The 20217-nt window shown below is 59.8% G+C and carries 18 protein-coding genes and 1 tRNA gene; 3 read left to right on the top strand and 16 right to left on the bottom strand.

The genetic code is table 11. From position 1 onward, the window contains the following. Positions 1-96: 96 nt before the first annotated feature. The 11 genes from RD1_RS01155 to RD1_RS01105 form a co-directional block, all read right to left on the bottom strand. Positions 97-975: an AraC family transcriptional regulator gene (locus RD1_RS01155; RefSeq protein WP_011566597.1), complete on the bottom strand. Its 879-nt coding sequence runs from the start codon at positions 973-975 to the stop codon at positions 97-99. Between the two features lie 215 nt (positions 976-1190). Continuing rightward, complete coding sequence (locus RD1_RS01150; protein WP_011566596.1) at positions 1191-3374, bottom strand: xanthine dehydrogenase family protein molybdopterin-binding subunit; 2184 nt, start codon at positions 3372-3374, stop codon at positions 1191-1193. A gap of 3 nt (positions 3375-3377) precedes the next feature. After that, complete coding sequence (locus tag RD1_RS01145; RefSeq protein ID WP_011566595.1) at positions 3378-3839, bottom strand: (2Fe-2S)-binding protein; 462 nt, start codon at positions 3837-3839, stop codon at positions 3378-3380. Positions 3840-4048: 209 nt separating this feature from the next. After that, positions 4049-4819, bottom strand: a complete 771-nt coding sequence (gene pxpA / locus RD1_RS01140) for a LamB/YcsF family protein (protein WP_011566594.1) — start codon at positions 4817-4819, stop codon at positions 4049-4051. Between the two features lie 12 nt (positions 4820-4831). Continuing rightward, positions 4832-5854 carry a biotin-dependent carboxyltransferase family protein gene (locus tag RD1_RS01135; protein ID WP_011566593.1) on the bottom strand — a complete coding sequence of 341 codons (1023 nt, stop codon included), beginning with the start codon at positions 5852-5854 and terminating at the stop codon, positions 4832-4834. Continuing rightward, a complete protein-coding gene (locus RD1_RS01130; protein ID WP_044032864.1) occupies positions 5851-6588 on the bottom strand; it encodes a 5-oxoprolinase subunit B family protein in 738 nt (245 codons plus the stop codon). The genes RD1_RS01135 and RD1_RS01130 overlap by 4 nt, the downstream gene beginning before the upstream one ends. Position 6589: 1 nt before the next feature. Next, positions 6590-7519 carry a hypothetical protein gene (locus tag RD1_RS01125; RefSeq protein ID WP_011566591.1) on the bottom strand — a complete coding sequence of 310 codons (930 nt, stop codon included), beginning with the start codon at positions 7517-7519 and terminating at the stop codon, positions 6590-6592. Continuing rightward, entirely contained in the window at positions 7519-8829 is a 1311-nt protein-coding gene (locus RD1_RS01120) for a TRAP transporter large permease (RefSeq protein ID WP_044032863.1), read from the bottom strand. The genes RD1_RS01125 and RD1_RS01120 overlap by 1 nt, the downstream gene beginning before the upstream one ends. A 4-nt stretch (positions 8830-8833) precedes the next feature. After that, positions 8834-9358, bottom strand: coding sequence for a TRAP transporter small permease (locus tag RD1_RS01115; protein ID WP_011566589.1), 525 nt, complete (start codon positions 9356-9358; stop codon positions 8834-8836). A 63-nt stretch (positions 9359-9421) separates the two neighbouring features. Continuing rightward, the gene (locus RD1_RS01110; protein WP_011566588.1) at positions 9422-10411 is read right to left on the bottom strand and encodes a TRAP transporter substrate-binding protein; all 990 of its coding nucleotides are present in this window, start codon (positions 10409-10411) and stop codon (positions 9422-9424) included. Between the two features lie 20 nt (positions 10412-10431). Beyond that, complete coding sequence (locus RD1_RS01105) at positions 10432-11673, bottom strand: NAD(P)/FAD-dependent oxidoreductase (protein WP_011566587.1); 1242 nt, start codon at positions 11671-11673, stop codon at positions 10432-10434. Positions 11674-11807: 134 nt separating this feature from the next. On the opposite strand from RD1_RS01105, the gene RD1_RS01100 reads away from it, so the two are divergent. After that, complete coding sequence (locus tag RD1_RS01100) at positions 11808-12323, top strand: winged helix DNA-binding protein (RefSeq protein ID WP_011566586.1); 516 nt, start codon at positions 11808-11810, stop codon at positions 12321-12323. 31 nt (positions 12324-12354) lie between these two features. Further along, complete coding sequence (locus RD1_RS01095) at positions 12355-13056, top strand: aspartate/glutamate racemase family protein (RefSeq protein WP_044032862.1); 702 nt, start codon at positions 12355-12357, stop codon at positions 13054-13056. Between the two features lie 99 nt (positions 13057-13155). Here the strand turns inward: RD1_RS01095 and RD1_RS01090 are convergent, their stop codons facing one another. The 4 genes from RD1_RS01090 to RD1_RS01075 form a co-directional block, all read right to left on the bottom strand. Further along, positions 13156-14367 carry a winged helix-turn-helix domain-containing protein gene (locus RD1_RS01090; RefSeq protein ID WP_011566584.1) on the bottom strand — a complete coding sequence of 404 codons (1212 nt, stop codon included), beginning with the start codon at positions 14365-14367 and terminating at the stop codon, positions 13156-13158. Beyond that, positions 14364-15341 (bottom strand): LacI family DNA-binding transcriptional regulator, encoded by a 978-nt coding sequence (locus RD1_RS01085; RefSeq protein WP_245897158.1) that lies wholly within the window; start codon positions 15339-15341, stop codon positions 14364-14366. The genes RD1_RS01090 and RD1_RS01085 overlap by 4 nt, the downstream gene beginning before the upstream one ends. A 268-nt stretch (positions 15342-15609) precedes the next feature. Beyond that, positions 15610-15686 (bottom strand) — tRNA-Arg (locus tag RD1_RS01080). Between the two features lie 109 nt (positions 15687-15795). After that, complete coding sequence (locus RD1_RS01075) at positions 15796-17007, bottom strand: HAMP domain-containing protein (protein ID WP_011566582.1); 1212 nt, start codon at positions 17005-17007, stop codon at positions 15796-15798. Positions 17008-17225: 218 nt separating this feature from the next. Between RD1_RS01075 and RD1_RS01070 the strand changes: the two genes are divergently transcribed. Further along, entirely contained in the window at positions 17226-18866 is a 1641-nt protein-coding gene (locus RD1_RS01070; RefSeq protein ID WP_011566581.1) for an ABC transporter substrate-binding protein, read from the top strand. A 258-nt stretch (positions 18867-19124) separates the two neighbouring features. On the opposite strand, the gene RD1_RS01065 is transcribed toward RD1_RS01070, so the two are convergent. Beyond that, positions 19125-20114 carry a DMT family transporter gene (locus RD1_RS01065; RefSeq protein WP_044033296.1) on the bottom strand — a complete coding sequence of 330 codons (990 nt, stop codon included), beginning with the start codon at positions 20112-20114 and terminating at the stop codon, positions 19125-19127. Positions 20115-20217: the final 103 nt, after the last annotated feature.

The raw sequence follows: 20217 nt of genomic DNA, 5'->3' as shown, positions 1-20217 counted from the left end.
GGTCCGCCGGATGACGGCTCGGCCAGCCTGCATCGTTCCACTGTTTGCGTCGATTGCGCGCCGTTGATATGGCGCATGGGTCTCGCGCGACCCAGTTCAGCGGGCGCGATATTGGCGCGGCGTCTGACCCATGACCTGTTTGAAACTGCGCGAGAAATGCGCCTGATCCGCGAATCCGCAATCCAGCGCGATCATGCCCAGGGGACGGCCTGCCTCTTTCATCATCTCGATGGCTTGTTCGATCCGGTAGGCGAGAACATATTGCATTGGCGTCTGGCCCAGCGTTTCCTTGAACACCCTGCCGAAATGCGACGGCGACATTCCGACCTCAGCCGCCAGATCATCCACCGTGATCGTACGGTCCAGATTGGCGCGGATAAACGCGAGCACCTGACCATAGTGATCGGTCGTGAAACGGGCAGACAAAGCCAGCTCTTCCGGACGTTTCTGACCGTATCGTTGCAGCAGCTTGACCAGCAAAACGCGGCTCATCGCTTCGAACATCACTCCGGAGGTCAAATCGTCATTCTCAAGCGCGTCACGCAGCATTATGCCCGCAGCGCATAAATCAGGGTCATTGAACTGGGGGAGATCGGCGAACTGCTGCCTGTCCAGGATGATGCCCAATTCGCTCTGCGCGAACTTCTGCACCTTTGCCGGGTCCAGCGTCACGACGATCACATCGGATTTGCCGAACCAGCGCCAACCGGATTTCATTCCTGCCGGCGTCACGATGATCTCGTCTTTGTGAAACATGAAATCGCGCAACTCGCCATCGCGTCTGTTCTGAACGCGGTGGGGCGTCTCGCACAGGTTCAACAGCACATGATGTTCGGCGAAAACCTCTTCTGGCATGCTGTCGGGTTCGGCCTGAAAATAACGCACGGACATCAGGGCGGCTGCTGAGACATGTTGCATGGCATCGCTGTTGAGCAGTGGCGAGGACGGGTAGATGTCAGCGTATCGTCGGGGCATGGTGTGTTTCTACCAGACCTCGGGTGAACATCACAGGTCTGGTTAACTTGGCCAAACTGATGAGTTATACGCCGTTATTCGCACCTCCAAAGTGCGGGTAACCCCCCCCCTGAGTAAAGCGGGAATTCCGCGTGCCAAACGTCGCGTGAGCCAAAACTCGACCCACCGCCACCAAGGCACTGCGCGCTTTGCCTTGGTGTTATGGTTTTGCGCGACTATGCCCCGATGATCGGCAGCCGTCGCGGAGTTTGTCCGGTGTGGGCGCGCCAGGCGTTGCCGACCGCAGCGGCAATCGGCGGTGTTCCGGGTTCCCCGACGCCGGTGGGCGCCACTTCGCTTGGCATGATATCCACCATGATCTCGGGCATCTCCTCCAGCCCAAGCACACGGTAGGCGTCAAAGTTACGCTCCCGCACGGTGCCGCCAGCTTCCAGCGTCAGCTGCTCGAACAGCGCCGCGCTGAGGCCAAACCCAATGCCGCCTTCCATCTGCGCGCGCACAACATCCGGTGTCACCGCCACGCCGCAATCCAGCGCGCACCAGACGCGGGTGACGTGCGGGGTCCCGTCCCGGTTTTCCACTTCCGCAATCTGTGCAACGAAACTGCCAAAGGAACGATGCAAGGCGACGCCATAGCGACGCTCGCCTGTGCCGGGGCCACTCCACTGCGCCATTTCAGCGACACGTTCCAGAACCGCGCGATCGCGCGGACGGTCCTGCGTGATCAGATCAAGCCGCCCTTGAACCGGGTCGCGACCACCGGCGATCAGCAATTCGTCAAGAAAAGTCTCGGTCGCATAGGCGGTGTGCGTGTGACCGACCGCGCGCCACCACAGAACGGGCACACCGGTCTGCATCTGCGCCCAGGACACCCGCCGCGCCGGAAGCGCATATGGCAGATCGGTCGATCCCTCGTAAGAGGTGCGATCAAGCCCATCGCCCATCAGGGCTTGTTCAAACATGGTGCCAGCCATAATAGATTGATTTGCAACCGTATTATCCCAGCCAGTAATGTTGCCATCGGCATCAAGACCACCGCGGAAACGGTGCACCGTGAGGGGGCGGTAGTACCCTTGGGTCATATCATCTTCCCGGGTCCACTGCAGCTTGTAGGATCCCGGACCTGCCGCCGCTGCCACTTGCGCCATTTCATTTTCAAAGTGATTGGTCGCTGTTGCCCGATGCCCAAAACTGCCGCCTGCGTACATCGTGTGAAGCGATACGGCTTCGGGTGCCACGCCCAAGGTTGAAGAGAACACCGGTGCTGCGATGGTCGGGATTTGTATCGCGGACCAGACATCGACACGGTCCGGTGTCCATTCAACGACGCCGTCCAGGGGCTCCATTGCCGCATGCGCGAGGTATGGAAAGATGTATTCCGCCTCAAAAGAGCGTTCCGCCTGGTCGAAAGCCGCATCGACGTCACCGATGTTTTCTGCAACGCGGGCCGGACTGCGCGCCGCTTTCAGGAACTCTTCTTCGATTTCCTGTGATGAGCGCGTTTCGGCGTTTGTTTCATCCCACTGTACAACCAGCGCATCTCTGCCACGCAAGGCTGCAAATGTATCCGCGCCGTAAACGGCAACGCCGCTGGCAATCTGGTGCACTGCCGTCACGCCGGGCACGTCAAGCGCCGCCGTTGCATCAAAGGATGCCAAAACAGCGCCGAATTTCGGGGGGTGAAGCACCGTCACCACCTGCATTCCATCCCGCATGACATCAATGCTGAAGGTCGACTTGCCGCGCGCTTTGTCCGCCGCATCAAGTCGGGTGATCCCTTCGGCGCCGATCAGCTTGAATTCAGAGGGGTCTTTCAATGTCACATCCTGCGGCATGGGCAGTGTCGCTGCGCGCTCTGCCAACTCACCGAAGGTCGCGGTTTGCCCTGTCGCGTCGTTGGAGACCACACCTGCCGAGACAGAAACATCACCGGCCGGGATACCCCAAGTCTGTGCCGCAGCTTCGATGAGGAGCGCGCGCGCCGTGGCCCCGGCCTCGCGCATTGTCATATAGCTGTTCGACAGGCCGGTGGACCCACCCGTGCCCTGTACCCCAAAGGCGAGATTTGCGTAAAGGGACGGGTCGTCGGGTGCCTGCTCTGCGCGGATCTGGCTCCAATCGGCATCCATTTCCTCAGCGGCAAGAATCGCCAGTCCGGTGTTTGCACCTTGCCCCATCTCAACGTGTTTGATGAGCACTGTGACGATATTGTCCGGCGACACCCGGATAAAGGCATTTGGCGCGAATGCGGCCTGCGCCGTTGCGACAGCCTGTGCGCGCCCTTTGATGGGAAGCGCCATGGCAACGACAAGACCCGTGGCACCGGCCAGAAAGGCGCGGCGCGAGGGGCCTGTTGCATCTGCGTTCGACTTTGAATGCGCGGGTTTGATGGCGTGCATGGTTTATGCCTCCAGGCTATCGGAAGCGGCGCGAACGCCCTTGCGAATACGCGCGTAGGTCGCGCAACGGCAAATATTGGCCCCCATGGCGGCGTCGATTTCTTCATCGGTCGGCTTGGGCGTATTCTCCAGCAATTCAGTTGCGACAAGGACCTGACCGGACTGACAATAGCCGCATTGCGCAACATTCAGGGTCGTCCAAGCTTGCTGTACCGCGCGGGCGGCGGCGCTTTCCACACCCTCGATTGTCTGAACCTGCGATCCCGCCACATCCCCGACGGTTGTAACGCAGGACCGCGCCGCAAACCCGTCAAGCATTACGGTACAGGACCCGCACTGGGCAATCCCGCAGCCATATTTCGTCCCAGTGAGCTTCAGATGATCCCGCAAGGCCCAAAGGAGTGGCATGTCTGGATCGACGTCCAATGTTACCGGGTTGCCATTAACGTTGAATGTGGTGGGCATGGGGTGCGTCCTTTCAAAGCCGGGGCGATTAACCTTTTGGTTACGTCATAAACTTGGCCGGTTCGTGGCAAAGTCAAGCCGGGCAAGGGCGGGACGCTGGAGGCTTGGGGCTGATGACATGAGCGGCGATTTGCGCAGTGCGCGCAAAAACGATCCCAGCCCTGCAGGTGACCGGTAGTCAACCAAGGATCATCGCGTGCGCTGCGGCGTCAGTGCCTGCGGCCGTCAAATTGCCGGACCGCGATATCGGCGCCTTCAAGTGCTGTGCGCACAGAGCGGGCGATTTCCACAGCCGTCGGTGTGTCGCCATGCAGGCAAATCGTGTCGATGGATGTTTTGATCCGCTTGCCTGATTCCGTGATGATGGCCCCGGCCTGCACCATCTCCACCATCCGTGGCCCGGCAATCTGCGGGTCGTGAATGACCGCTCCGGGCAGGCTGCGGTCGACCAGCGTGGCATCATCGTTATAGGCGCGATCGGCAAATATCTCACCTGCATAAGAACACCCTAGCGCGCGCACGGCCTCCTCCTGTGCAGTGGCGCAGAGCACCATGACGATCAGATCGGGATCAACCGACAATGCGGCCTCAAACAGATCACGGGCCAGCGTGTCATCTTCGGAAGCCATATTCGCCAAAGCGCCGTGCAATTTCAGATGCCGCACGCGCGCACCGATGGATTTCGCAACACCGACGGAGGCCGCAACCTGATAGCGGATCGAATTTTGCAGGCTCGCGCGGGGGACAGACATGCGCCGGCGTCCAAAGCCTTGCAAATCGGCAAATCCGGGGTGCGTGCCAATCCCCACACCGTTTGCGTGGGCCGTGCGCATGGTGGCAACCATCACATCCGGATCACCGGCATGCGCACCACAGGCGATATTGGCGGAGGTCACGGTTTTGAGCAGGGTTGCATCATCGCCCATTTTCCATGGGCCAAAACTTTCGCCCATATCGGCATTCAGATCTACGCGGTTCATTTGGCTCTCCTGTTAGTCGGCAAAAGGGTCCGTGGTCGCGGAAATGGCGCCACCGATCAGTTGATAGCTCAGCAGGTCGGACATCTCATGCGGGTTGCGCACCAGTGGCTGGGCGCGCCCGGCAAGGGCCTTGATCTCTGCACGTGCCTTGAGTTCGATCTCGCGTGCCTCATCCATCGTCACGAAACGAAAGCGTAGCGGTGCGCCCACGGGGGCCTGCGCAACGCGTGCCAGATCGCAGGGCAGCACGGTGCCGATCCTCGGATAACCGCCCGTTGTCTGACACTCGCACATCAACACGTAAGGGGCGCCGTCGCCAGTGATCTGAATATCGCCTTCGGTGATCACTTCGGACACGATGCTCAGGCCGCCATCCACAAAAAAGCCGTCGGTGTCCGCATCCATGCGCACGCCTTGCCGATTGCCACGCGCATCGCGGCGAAAGGTTGTCTGCGTGAAGCGCGCCAGCGTCTCCGGCGAAAACTGGTCCGTCTGAACGGACGGCACGATGCGGATATCCCCCCCGGCAAAGCGACCACTGGCATGGATGACAAACCCGGCTCGCTGGGTCGGTGTCACCCCGATGGGCAAGGACTGCCCCGCTTCCAGGGCACCGCCGATCCCGGCTTTGAAATGGGTCGAACGCGCACCCATGATCTGCGGCGCCTCGATGCCGCCCGCGACGCTGAGATACCCGTAGGTCCCCTTCAGCGCCCCGCCGATCTTCAGCTTGGCGCCTTTGGGCAGGGCGTGGCTGGCGTGCCAAACCAAGGCAGAGCCATCAATACTGGCCGACATTTCGGCACCAGTCAGGGCAATGACCGTGTCCACGTCGCTTTCGAACGTGCCCCCGACGCCGACCATTTCAATCGCGCCGAGCGTCGCGCTTTGTCCCAGCAAGGCCGCCGCTTCGTGCAGAGCCATCTGGTCTGCCGCCCCGCCGCGCGTCAGACCATAGGCCAGAAAACCCGCCCGCCCCATGTCCTGTACCGATGATCCTGGACCGGCGGCATGAATGGTGAGATGTCCGCTCACGGCAGTGTCTCCCGCTCGGCACCACCATTGCCGGATGTGTCGGATTTCATGATGTCCATCAGAGCTTGCCGCGAGACCTGCGGAAACAGAAGCTCATCGCCGGGGGTCAGGGCAAAGGGCTGATCGGCGGTCTGGCGAAAGTTCTCGAACGCGGTTTGCCCCACGTGTCGCCAGCCTGTTGGGGTGGGGGCCGTGAAAACGACCAGCTGCCGGATGGCCGCCACAAGTGCCCCCGCTGGCACGCTTTTGGTCAGGTCCTGCTGACGTGGGATGTTCCAGTTTTCGCCCAACTCGCCCATATAAGGCTGTCCCGGGGCAAAGCCGATTGTCAAAACGCGCATGCGGGTCGTCGAAAGCTGCTGAATGGCGGTGTCGGGATCAACGCCTGCAAGCTCTGCGGCCTCCTCCAGCTGGGGGGCGAGGTCGGTGCCATAGACGGTCGGCACATGCCAGAGCCTGCGCCCCTCGGGCAGGGGTGCTGCGTACCAATCGGTCTGGGACAGCAGGTTTTCGAGCTTGGTGATCAGTTTTGGGATGTCTTCGCTCACCAGATCCGCAACCACATAGACCGACACGAGCGACATGCTGGTCTCGCGCACCTCCGGCCAGTCTGCGGCAACGACGGCGGCGCGAAATGCGAGGGCTGCACGGTTTGCCGGGCTGCTCATCTTTTCGGCGAAAGTCACCAGTAACCCGGACAGGCCAACGGTCTTGATCTGTGGATAGGACATCATCTCACCCTTCCGGCTTGTAGAGCCAGCGCAACAGGATCGGCGTCATGTACATGGGCAATTGCCAGCAGCCGATGAACACCATCAAGGGGGCCATGACCTGTTCGGGCAGGGCCACCAGAAACAGGGCGATATTGCGGTTGCCTGCGCCAATTGCAAGGGGTCCTGCCACAGGTCCGAGGCGCGAGCGGCGCAGAAACAGATAGACCACTATTTGCGCGCCATAGCTGATGGCGAATGCGAGCAGCGCCCACATTGCGACCTCTGGCGCGTTGTTGCGCAAGGCGGGGTTGAGCGCGGCCATCAGCCCGACGACGATGGCCGAAAATGCCAGTACCGACAGCCCATCGAGCGCCTTGACCTGCGCTTCGGTCGGATTGGGAAAGACGATGGCACGCAGCCCAAAGCCCAGAGAGGTCGCGGCGATGATCACCCCCAGCAGCGACAGTGCCGCGCGCAACACCTGATGCGGGTCGCCAAGCTGTGGCGTCATCCACAGCAACGGCAGGACCGTGATGGGAAACAACGCCGTGCCCAATACGAGGATCTGCATCATTCGTCCGCCGTTCTGACCCAGCATCAACGCGAGGTTTGGCGCGCCCGATATCGCAGGCGCTGCGGTTGCCAGAACGGCAGCCAGTGCGATCGGCGTGCCCGCAAGGCCAAGGCTCCAGCACAGGGCGAACAGGCAAAACGGCAAGAGCAGTTGCAACACCACGACCGACCCGATCCCCCAGCGCAGGTCCGCCAAGGCCCCCGAGGCCGCGCGATGTCCGATCCGCAGCGCCGTGATGGCGAGCAATACGGCCACCATCTGCGGCAGCCAGGGTTGCAATGCAGCGGCAAGGCCCGGCAAGGTCAGCCCCGCGACCAGTCCGACGATCAAGGCCAGCCTGCCGTTTTCCGAAATCCGCCATAACAGAACCTTCAGCACTAACTGGCGTTTTGTCTGAGGTTTTCAGGCAGCCAGGTGGCAATCTGCGGGAACCAGATCAGCACAAAGACCATCAGAACCATGATCAGGAACATCGGCAAGGCCGCCTTGGTGATATACCCCATTTCGTGTCGCGTCATGCCTTGGAGCACAAAGAGGTTGAACCCGATGGGCGGTGTGATCTGCGCCATTTCGACGACAACCACCACAAAGATGCCAAACCAGATGAGGTCGATGCCTGCCTCTCGCACCATGGGTTCCACGATGGCCATGGTCAGCACAACGGCAGAAATCCCGTCCAGAAACATGCCCAAAATGATGTAAAACACCAGAAGCGCCATGAGCAGTTGAAAGCGACCCAACTCCATCGCGGCGATCCCGTCCGCCAGCGCGCGCGGCAACCCGGTAAAGCCCATCGACAGTTTCAGAAACGCCGCGCCTGCTAGGATCAGGGCGATCATGGCAGAGGTGCGCATTGCGCCCATCAGGCTGGCCTGAAACGACGCCATGGTCAGCGAGCCCTGGGTCAGTGCCAGCAGCAGGGAGCCGATGACCCCGATGGCGGCGGCTTCGGTCGCGGTCGCGTAGCCCAGATACATCGACCCGATGACCACGGCGATCAGTGCAAAGACAGGCGCGAGGAATTTCGAATTGCGCACCTTTTCGCCAAAGCTCATGCCCCGTTCAACGGTCGGATTCCAGTCCTTTGACGTGAACGAGACAATTGCCACATAGGCCATGAACATGCTGGCGAGGATCAGGCCTGGAAACACACCCGCGAAAAACAGCTTTGTGATGCTTTCATTCACGGTCACACCATAGACAATCAGCGCCAGCGAAGGTGGGATCATAAGGCCAAGGGTGGCCGCTCCGGCCAGCGTGCCAATGACCATTTTCTCGGGGTATTTGCGCGCGCGCAGTTCCGGGATCGCCATTTTGCCCACGGTGGTCAGCGTGGCCGCAGACGAACCTGACACGGCAGCAAACACCGTGCAGGACACGATATTGGTATGAACCAGCCCCCCCGGCAGCCGCGCCAGCCACGGGGACAGCCCTTTGAACATGTCTTCGCTCAGGCGGGTGCGATAGAGGATTTCGCCCATCCAGATAAACAGGGGCAGGGCCGTCAGCGTCCAACTGCTGGAAGACGCCCAGATCGTCGTGATCATCGTATCGCCCACGGGCCGCGTGGTGAAAAGCTCCATGCCGACCCAAGCGACACCCATCAGCGCCAGACCCACCCAGACGCCCGTGCCAAGAAGCAAAAAGAGGACCGCGAGGAAAATGGCAATTGCATATAGTTCGGTCATTGCTTCACACCTCGAAATGATCATCGACGGTATCGCGCACGATCCGGTGATCCCCTTTGAAAATGACGTGGAACAGGTTGTCGGTCAGGGAGATCGCCAAAAGCCCGCCGCCGATCACCATGACGGATTGCGGAATCCAAAGCGCGGTCGCGTCCTGTCCCTGACTGACTTCGTTGAACTTCCACGACCAGTAGACGAACCAATAGGCGTAATAGGTGAAATACCAAGCGATGGCCGCACCGATACCGAAACACCAGATTTCCAACAGCCGCTTTGGCCCGGCGGGGAGCGCATTCAGCACAATCGACACGCGGATATGCGCGCCGTGGTTCAGCGCATTTGCAAAGGCAAGGAAACTCGCCGCCGCCATGGCATAGCCTGCGTAATCCGGCGCGCCGGGAAAAATTTCGCCGGTCCAGCGGGCCACCATCTGCGCCACGATCAGCAGCAGAATGGATATCAGGCAAATCGCCGCCAGAACCCCGGCCGCATGGTATAGAAAATCCAGTGTCTTGCGCAGTGCTGTCATGAAAGGCTCCCGTGCCCGGTTCCTTGGCGAACGGCGGCCCGTTGTTGGGGCCGCCGCCGAATTTTATTGAGCCGCTTTGTAGGCATCAACGAGAGCAGCACCGGTCTCGCCCGCGGCCTCAAGCCATTCGGTCGTCATCGTCTCACCGATCGCGCGCAGTTCCGCCATCAGTGCATCGCCCGCAGGCTGCACCGTCATCCCACCAGCGGCCAGACCATCCATGGTGAATTGCGTATAGGCTTTGGACGCTTCCAGACCACGGGCTTCTGCTTCGGTGGCACAGGCACGGATTGCGTCCTTGTTGGCGTCCGACACATCGGCCCAGACATCCTGATTGACCATCACGTAATTGCGCGGCAGCCATGCGTCGACTTCGTAGAAATGGGTCAGGCTTTCCCAGACCTTGCGGTCATATCCTGTGGCCCCCGACGACACCATTGCTTCCGCAACGCCGGTGGCAAATGCCTGGCTGATTTCTGCGGCTTCCACGGTGACAGGCAACATGCCCGTCAACTCGGCAAGACGGCTGGTTGTATTGTTGTAAGAGCGGAATTTCACACCGGCCATATCGGCCACACTGTTGACTTCCTTCTTGAAATAGAGCCCCTGAGGCGGCCATGGCACGGCGTAGAGCAGTTCGAGGTTTTGCTCATCCAGCAGAGCTTCGATGGAAGGTTTGGCCGCCGCATAGAGCTTTTCGCTGTCCTCAAATGAGGGTGCGAGGAACGGAACACTGTCAAACCCGAACACGGCGCTTTCGTTCTGGTGACCAGACAGCAAACGCTCGCCGATCTGAACCTGCCCGGTCTGGATCGCGCGTTTGATGTCGGCACCGGCAAAGAGCGACCCGCCCGCGTGCACTTCGATGGTGATCTCGCCATTCGTGCCCGCGCCCACACATTCCGCAAAGGCGACGCCGTTTTCGGAATGGAAGTTGGACGCGGAATAGGCCATCGGCATGTCCCATTTTTCCGCCGCAAAAGCCGGGACAGCAGAGGTTACCGTCAGCGCCACTGTCGCGACGCTTGCCATCAGTTTTCTTTTCATTTTCATTGTGTTCTCCATGTTGGTTTTTAGTTTTGGAATCTCTGTGGTGCATAGGCGGTGAGATCCTGATTGGCAGGGTGCTCCATCACAAGCCCCGCCACAAGCCGTCCGGTCTTGGGGCCACCGGTCAGGCCGATGTGGTGATGCCCAAAGGCCGTGAACACGCCGGTTTTGCCGATCTGCCCGATCAGTGGCAGACTGTCCGTCGGCGCGGGCCGGTGCCCCAGCCATTCGACCTCTGCGGTGGCATTCAGGTTGGGAAAGGTCTCTTTGGTCTTTTTGCGCAGGAATTTCAGTGGCGCATCGGAAGGTCCGGCATGCAGGCCACCCAGTTCGACGATACCGGCGCAGCGCACACCCTGTGCCATGGGCGTGGCCACAAATTTGCCCGATGCGATCATGGTGGGGCGCGCGGGTCCGCCTGTCGCGTCTTCATATACGATGTGATAGCCGCGCTCTGACTCCAGCGGGATGTTGAGGCCGAGCTTCTTCATCAGGGGTTTTGACCAGACGCCGGTTGCAAGCACCGCATCATCGCAGTTAATCCGCCCGGCGGTGGTTTCCAACCCGCTGATACGGCCCCCGCTCAGGTCGAAATCCTTGACCTCGGCTGTGATGACTGTGCCGCCCATCCCGTCGAATGCCTTGGCCAGCGCCTGTACGTATCCGCCGGGATCACGGATGAAGCCGTGGTCTTTCAACGCAGCGATCAGACCCACGCTTGGGCTGATGTTGGGCTCATAGTCCTGCACGTCCCCGCCGCGGATCAGTTCGGGCTCAAAACCCGCATCCCGCCGCAGCGCCCAAACATAGGCCTCGCTTTTAAAGGCCGCCTCATCGGTATAGGCAAAACAGTAATCGCTTTCAGTGACCCACGCATCCAGCCCCAGTTCGCGGACCAGAGACTTGTGCTGGCTCACGCTGTCCGTCACAATCGGCGCCAGATCGCGCGCGATGCGCCGGGTGTCCGCATCATTTGCGTTCGACAGGTATTTCACCAGCCACGGCGCGATTTTCGGCAGATAGGACCAGCGCAGATACAGCGGGAAATCAGGGTTGAACAGCATGCCCGGTGCTTTCCTGATCAACCCGGGCGTGGTCACGGGCACCATGGCCGCCGCGGCCAGCACACCGGCATTGCCGTGAGATGTGCCTTTACCCGGTCCTGCCCGGTCGATGATTGTCACCTGCGCGCCCGCGCGTTTCAGCCAGATCGCCGTCGACACGCCGACGATGCCCGCTCCTATGACCACCACGTTTTTGGTCAACGCGGCATCTTTCTACTGACGCAGGAATAGGACAAGACGCACCTCAGGGCTGATTCTTGGCCCCATTAGGAACAATCTTTCACAACACGTCAACAAAATGTTGACAAAATGTCAGTGATGCGCAGGCTGGCGTTATGTCTGATAGCTTCCCCGGACCGGTCGTGTCATCTGCCCATCTTGCCAGCGGCTCTTTTGCCGAAATATCGGAGTTGGAGTTTGGCCTGACGCTGGCGGGAAACGCGTTTCACCGCTGGATGGTGCGCGCCATTGCGATGGCGGGCTATCCCGAACTCGGCGCGCTCGATGTGCTGGTTCTGCATTCCGTCTATCACCGCGAACGCCCAAAGAAACTGGCTGATATTTGTCTCGTCCTGAACGTGGAGGACACGCATACGGTCAACTATGCGATCAAAAAGCTGATCAAGGCGGGGCTTGTCAAAGATGGGCGGCAAGGCAAGGAAAAAACCGTTGTCGCGACAAAGAAGGGCGCTGAAACCTGCGAAAGATACCGCGACATCCGCGAGGGTTTGCTGCTGCGCGCGGTGGGTGACTTGGGGTTGGAACCCGAACAGGTCAGCCGCGCGGCAACCCTGCTGCGTTTGATGTCCGGGCAGTATGATCAGGCGGCCCGGGCCGCCACGACCTACTGATGATCGGTTGTTACACGGGCAAACTGACACAATGAGCAACAAGGGCGCGGATAAACTCGGCATTCTGATGCTGGACACAAGGTTCCCCCGCATCCCCGGAGATATCGGCAACCCGCAGACATGGGATTTTCCGGTGCAATACGCGGTTGTACCGGGCGCGTCGCCACAGGCTGTCGTATGCGATGACACGGCCCCTTTCGTGCGCGCCTTTGTCAGGGAAGGGCAGCGTCTGGTCGCAGAAGGATGCACGGGGATCGCCACGACATGCGGATTTCTGGCATTGATCCGCCCGCAATTGGCACAGGCCCTCGGCGTACCGGTTGCCGCCTCCGCGCTTGAGCAGGCTGCGCAAATTCAGGCGACACTCGCGCCCGACAAGAATCTCGGCATCATCACGATATCGAAAGCCAGCCTGAGCCCGTCGCATCTGCGCGTTGCCGCCGTGCCAGAAGACTGTGCAATCGTGGGGATGGAAGGGTCGGATTTCGCACGCTCGATCCTTGAAAATCGCGCCGATCTTGATGTTGCGCGTGCAAGGCATGAGCTTGTTGCAGCGGGCCAGACGCTGGTTGAAACGGCGCCGCAAACGGGCGCGATCCTGCTCGAATGTACCAATATGGTACCCTATGCCGCAGACCTCAGACGCGCGACGGGGCTGCCGGTCTATTCGATCTACACCTACCTCAACTGGTTCCATCAAAGCCTGAACCCCAAGGTTTTTCCACCCGGTTAAAGCGTCATGCGAAAAACCTGAATCGCGTAACGCTGCCTGAAATCAAGGATTTCAACGCGTTACGTGATACTCGATGTTTCAGGTATTTCGTCAGACGCTCTAGGCCCGCAGCCAGCCGTCTTCGAATCCGACCTTGCTGACGCCGGCAAGTCGGGTCAAACGGGTCAGTTCCCCCTCGAATGCCGATTGGCGACCCTTGCCCCAGCGCAGGCCGGGCTCGGGCCACAGGGCTTTGACCCGGAGCACGTCCTCATTGCGGAAGGCCTTCATATCGACGCGGGCGATGATTTTGTCACCCTGAAGAATGGGGAAGACATAGTAGCCATATGTGCGCTTTGCTTCAGGCACAAACACCTCAATTCGGTACGTAAACCCAAACAACCGCTCCGCCCGTTTGCGATCCCTCAGAGCCGGATCAAAAGGGCTGAGCACGCGCAATCGCTTGCTCGCCCGGCGTTCAAGCGCGGGATCGGCGGCGAGATCCGGGCGCGCAAAACTGTGACGCGCACCCCCGTCAGCGCAGGTGATCTGAACAGGCTGCAAGCACCCCTTGGCCAACTGCGCCGCACACCATTCCTTTGCCTCTGCCAAGGTGATGTGGTCCCAGAACGCGGCCAGTTCGGTCGGGGTCGCAAACCCCAAACGGTCCAATGCACCGGTGCAGCACCAGTCAATCGTTGCTTTCTGCCGGTCCTGCGACAGGGGCGCATCGCGCAGGGCGGCGTCCACCACGCGCTCCGTCAGGTCATAGCGTTTCCGGAAGCCGTCCCGCCCCACGACGCACAGCGCCCCGCTGCGCCAGAGGTATTCCAAGGCGGTCTTGGACGGGTGCCAGTCCCACCACCCGCCTGAACCACGTTTTTCACCGGCCCCGACATCGGATGAGCTGACAGGCCCTTGCTCGCGAATTTGATCGAGGATTGTTTGAAATTGCGCCTCGAACCCGCCACGCCGCCCGTTTTTCCACTGTTTGCGCAGCTTTTCCGCGTCGCGCTGCCGTCGCAGTTGCCACCAAGAATAAAATTCCATCGGAATGACTGCAGCATCATGTGTCCAATGCTCAAACAGGGCGTGGTCTGTTTCATAAAGCGACTTGAGCGCCTCAGGACGGTAGCGGGGCCGTCGCGCAAAAAGGATCAGGTCATGCGCCCGCGCCACGGTGTTGATGCTGTCCAACTGGACAAACCCAAGTCTGCGGATGAGGTCCAGAAGCGCATCACCCTGTGCCGCACCGGCAGGCGTTTCAGCAAGGGCATGCCGGTCCAGAAACAACTGCCGGGCGTCTGTATTGCTCAGGGTGAGCGTGTTCATCCCTGCCCGTGGCGACGCAGCGTCTGACCATAGGAAATCTTGGGCGCAAGGGTGATATGTTCGGGCTCGAAACTGTCTTCGGTATCCAGCGCGGCACTGCGGTCCAGAATGATTTGCGCGGCTTTCTCGCCGATCTCGGCGCGGCAGGCGTCCATCGTCGCCAACTGGCGTGGCAAACCCTCCAGCAGTTCGACGCCGTTGAACCCGGCGAGGCCGACCTCTCCGGGGATATCGACGCCCTGATCCATCAGCCAAAGCATGCCGCCCGCACCGATCATGTCATTGGAATAATACAGGAAATCCAGATCAGGCGAACGTTCGAGCATCGTTTGTGTCATCTCGCGCCCCTTGGCCAGCGCAGAGCCGCCGTTATAGAATTCGCGGTCTTCGATTTCGATCCCGGCCTTGGTCAGCCCTTCGGTGAACCCCTCAAACCGCTTGCGCGCGCGGTGGTCCAGCGGCATCTTCGTGCCCAGAAACCCGATCCGGCTAAAACCTTGTTTCAGGATCGCTTCGGCCATTTTCCGCCCCGCCCGCCGGTGCGAGATACCAACCATTGAATCCACGGGCGTGCCGTCGGTATCCATGATTTCAACCACGGGAATACCGGCATTGGTGAGCATGGCGCGCGTGGCGTCCGAATGCTCAAGCCCGGCAATGATCACCCCCGATGGTCGCCAGGACAGCATCTCATAGAGGACCTGTTCCTCTTTCTCCGGCAGGTAATCCGTCACCCCAACGACAGGTTGCAGCGGTGTGTCATCAAGCGTCCGGTTGATCCCCGTCAACACTTCGGGAAAGACCATATTCGACAGCGACGGGATCACGACCGCCACCAGATTGACCCGTTGCGAGGCCAGTGATCCGGCGATCTGGTTGGGCACGTAGCCAAGCGCCTTTGCCGCGGCCAGAACCTTTTCGCGGGTAGCTGCAGAAACATCGCCGCGGTTGCGCAAAACCCGGCTGACCGTCATCTCTGACACTCCACAGGCTTCAGAAACATCTCGGAGCGTCAACGGTCGGTGTTTGGGTCTGGTCACTGCTAATTCCTGTCCTGTTGCGCATTGGTAGCCTACGAAAGGCCTGCCTATCAAGCACTGTCGGAACCATGCGAGTTCATGCGCTAACAGTACGGTGAAACGGCGGGCTGGCAATGCGCTAAATCCGGTGCTTCAACCTGTCGAAAAAGCCGCGCGCATCGTTAAGTGCCGTTGACCAGCCAAGAACGCATGACAACCAAAGTGGCGACCCCGGCAGGAATTGAACCTGCGGCCCCCAGATTAGGAATCTGGTGCTCTATCCAGCTGAGCTACGGGGCCGGACCGGTAAGATCGATACCAAATGGGCAGGCGTTGTAAAGCTCTTTGCTGCTGCGCTTTATGCCCGGACTGCCCTCGCTGAGCGCTGACGCGGGTGAACGGGGCGGGATCATTTGCCTTCGGGCTTCAGTCTGCGCACCAACCCACCACAGGTTTCGATGATGGATTTCAGGCGTTCTTCCAGCCGCGTCATTTCCAGTGTCGAGGATTTGAGCGTTTCGCTCTGATCGCCCAGATCGGCGAGGTTCTTGTAGATTTTCTCGCTCGTCTCGGTCTGACCTTCGGCATTCGCGACCACCTGCCTGAGAGCGTTGAGAAGATCGGTCGCGGCGGTCGCGTCCTGCGCCCCGTCGAGGGCTGCATCCAATGCGTTGATCGACCCTTTCACAGCGTCAAACCATTCGTTTGACAGCCGCGGTTCCCGTTTCGCGCTGAGCATCGCGTCACGTTCCAAGCGCCGGATCCCCGAAACTACATCGTCCACCGTCTCACGCAGGCTGCCTTGCACGGAAATGATGTCGTCATTGGCCCTCACAACCTTCGCCAGCACCAGATCCAGTTCGGACACAATGCCGGTGATCCGATCCAGAAACAGGTTCAAATCCCGCGCCAGTACACCAAATTCGTCGGAGGTTCTGATCTCGGCACGGTGGTCAAGTCGCCCGTAAGCCCGCGCAAGGTTGCTGATCACAGAGCGCAATTCCATCAGCGGTTCCAACCGTGCCCGCAGGATCAGGAACAACAGCAGGGAATGCAGAACGATCTTGCCCGCAGACAGGATGGCGGTCAGGCGGACATCTTTGAACCAGATGCTGAAATCACGGTAGAGATAATTGCGCACCGTCACCGTGCCCAACACATCGCCTACCGACGCCTGCGTATGACAGGCGAGGCAGAAGGTTTCGGCGGTGATATCGATCTGGTGGACCTGAAAACGCCCGTCGGGCCAGTTTTCCGCCGGGATGCCTTTGGGTGTGAAACCAAAACCTTCTTCGATGGATTCCACGGTGACCGGGGCCGGTTCAATCGCGATCACATAGCCCAGATCGGACCAGTTTTCTTCGAGGATCGGATACATCGTGCGGGCAGCGACCGGGCCTCCTTCATTGCGCATGATCGAGCGGACATTGTCGGCAAGGTCCTCGGCGACAAGCTGCGCCTGCTCCACCCCATCGACGTAGTAACTGTAAAAGACCAACGCAGCCTTCAGGGAAAACTCAACCACCGTCACGATCACCAGCACGATGAAAAAGTCTCGGATCATGTGGACAAGAAACGACTTGTCGAACCGGCCGATGGAGGGGTTGTTCTGATCAATCATGCAGGTGCCCCGCTGCTACTCGAACAACGAGTTAGCGCTGACACCCGCCATTTAAAGGAGAAACGCGCATGGCGTCGGCCTGCGGGCATGCGGCAAGCCTGTGCAGAGGCGCCTTTCCGCTGCCTTGAAAATGCTGCCCGTGAACTATCTGTTTGCGGTACACCGTCCCGCGTGTTTGTCTCATGTGGAATGTCCATGACAGCCAGAGAGAGAGTTCAATGAAATTTTCTGACACCATCCACCCCGCCGCCCGCACCTATTCTCAAGAGGTGGCTGCGGGCACGTTGTCGCGCCGGGAGTTTCTGACCCGTGCGACATCCCTGGGTGTCAGCGCTGCGGCGGCCTATGGTTTGCTGGGCCTTTCAAAGCCCGCGAAAGCCGCAAGCCCCGCGCTATCCGGCGGCACATTGCGCATTGAATCATTGGTAAAGGCACTTAAGGACCCGCGCACCTATGATTGGCCGCAGATGTCGAATTATACGCGCGGGTATCTTGAATTCCTCGTTGAGTATCAGATCGACGGGAGTTTCGAACCCATGCTGCTTGAAGGGTGGGAGGTGAATGCGGATGCAACCGAATACACTCTGTCCGTCCGTCAGGGCGTGACGTGGAATAATGGCGACGCATTCACCGCAGAGGATGTAGCGTTCAACATCACAAGGTGGTGCGACAAAGGCGTTGAGGGTAATTCAATGGCGTCGCGCATGGACGCGCTTGTCGATCCGGATACAGGCGTCGCCCGCGAAGGCGCGATTGTCGTTGAGGACGCAGCGACCGTGCGGTTGGTACTTGAAAAACCCGACATCACGCTGATCGCGGGCTTTTCGGACTATCCCGCCGCCATCGTACACCAAAGCTTCAACGGCGACCCGCTCGACAACCCGATCGGCACCGGCCCCTACATGCCAGCAGAATTCGAAGTCGGCGTCAGAGCAGCGCTTGTCAGGAACGAGGCGCACAACTGGTGGGGCGAGGGCGCGTATCTCGACCGCATCGAATACCTGGATTATGGCACCGATCAGGCGAGCATCGTGGCAGCCGTTGATGCGGATGAGGTCGATATGGTCTATGAATCCCTGGGCGATTTCATCTTTATCATGGATGATATCGGCCTTGCGAAGTCCGAAGCTGTCACCGCCAACACCGTTGTCATCCGGCCCAATCAGGCGGCCGAAGTCGATGGTATCAAACCCTATGCCGATGCGCGCGTGCGCCGTGCTCTGGCGATGGCGGTAGACAATGCGGTCCTGCTGGAACTTGGGTTTTCAGACAACGGGCGTCTAGCGGAAAACCACCATGTCTCGCCCATCCATCCGGAGTACGCCGAACTGCCTGCCCCGGTGTTTGACCCCGCAGGCGCCATGGCCCTGATGGAAGAAGCTGGCATGGCAGACTACGAACATGATCTGATTTCCATAGACGACACGTGGCGCAAGGATACCACCGACGCCGCAGCGGCCATGCTGCGTGATGCCGGCATGAACGTGAAGCGCACCGTGTTGCCCGGTTCCACCTTCTGGAATGACTGGTCCAAGTATCCGCTGTCCAGCACCGACTGGGCGCAACGCCCCTTGGGTGTGCAGGTTCTGGCGCTGGCCTATCGGTCCGGCGAGCCATGGAATGAAAGCGCCTTTGCCAATGCGGAGTTTGATGCGCTGTTGTCGGATGCGATGGCGATTGCCGATGCGGACCAGCGCCGCGAGGTGATGGCCAAACTGCAAAAGATCATGCAGGACGAAGGCGTGATCATTCAGCCCTACTGGCGCTCAATCTATCGCCATCACAAAGAGAATGTCGTTGGGGCCGAAATGCATCCGACGTTTGAAATCCACGTTACAAAACTGGGTTTAGCGGCTTAGGCCACCGAACAAGAGCATTGCGTCCGATCCGCCAAATGCACGAGCGGATCGGAAGGCGCACAGCGGCCACGGGGAGATGGGCAGGTATTACAAGACGTCGCAATTCTGTGACGTCACCCATCACAGTGTCATAACCCGCCGTAACGACGGGCAGCCAGGTCGATTGGGTCATGGACAGTAATCCGACACAGGTGCCGAGGTCGCCAAGTCGACTGCTGATGCCCGCCCTTTAAAGAATGTGCCAAACCGCCGAAAAGGTTACAGATCATCTGGCTTGGATGTGTCCTTTTTGCGCGACCTGCCCCACTTGCGGTCGGGCGACAGAAAGGTGGAAACCCTCGGTGAGGTGCCGGTTTCGGCCCGTGATCGCGTGCGTTGAACGGGACGTTCGGACCCCGGCGCGCTGCTTTCGCGCAGAACGATAAACAAACCGCTGGCAATGATGACCGCGGAACCGGCTATCGTGGGCAGATCCGGCACCTCATCAAAGAACAAGACACCGTAGAATGTCGCCCACAGGATTTGTGAATACTGCATCGGGGCAACAATGACTGCTTCACCCGAATTATACGCAGCGATCAGAAAACGTCCGGCGACCCATGCAAGCACGGCAATGACACCCAGCTTTCCAAGATCGGCAAGCGGCATCGGCTGATACACAAGCGGCAGCAGGGCCGCCATCACGACAAAATTCGCCATCATCGGATAGAGCATGATCACCACCGTGCGCTCCTCACGCCCGATCTTGCGCACGATGATGGAGGCGAATGACCCGCAAATGGCAGAAACCAAGGCCGCCAGATGGCCCAAGGCAAGCTCTTGTTGCCCGGGGCGCAGCACGATCAGAACGCCGCACAGCCCGATAAAGACGGCAAGCCAGCGCTGCCATCTGACCTGTTCGCCAAGAATCGGGATGGCGAGAATTGTAATCAGCAGGGGGGCGGCAAATAGAATGGCGTAGACCTGCGCAAGCGGCAGTACGGAAAAGGCGTAAAACGCGCAAAACCCGGTAATGACTGCCGCGACCGTGCGCGCCGCCATCCACCACGGGTGCACCGGCAGCAATGTGCCGGATGTCGTGTCGCGCAACAGGTAAAGCATCGCCAGCGGAAAGCTGAACACCACGCCGAAAAACACGATCTGAATCGGGGAATAGCTGGACCCCAGCACCTTGATGATCACGTCATGCAACGCAAAAACGGCGAAAGCGATCAGCGCGAAGGATGCGCCTTTCACATTGGGGTTCATGGGTCCGCGTGCCATTTCGGTGACCTTTTCATACGCGTGGAAGCGGCCCGCAAAATGCGGGCTGCCCAGACGCTTTAGGCCGATGACCCTGATCCAGCAAGAG

It is taken from the genome of Roseobacter denitrificans OCh 114, from assembly GCF_000014045.1.
Classification (GTDB): domain Bacteria; phylum Pseudomonadota; class Alphaproteobacteria; order Rhodobacterales; family Rhodobacteraceae; genus Roseobacter; species Roseobacter denitrificans.
Note: the sequence above shows the minus strand (reverse complement) of the source record. Positions and strands in the feature narration are given on the sequence as shown.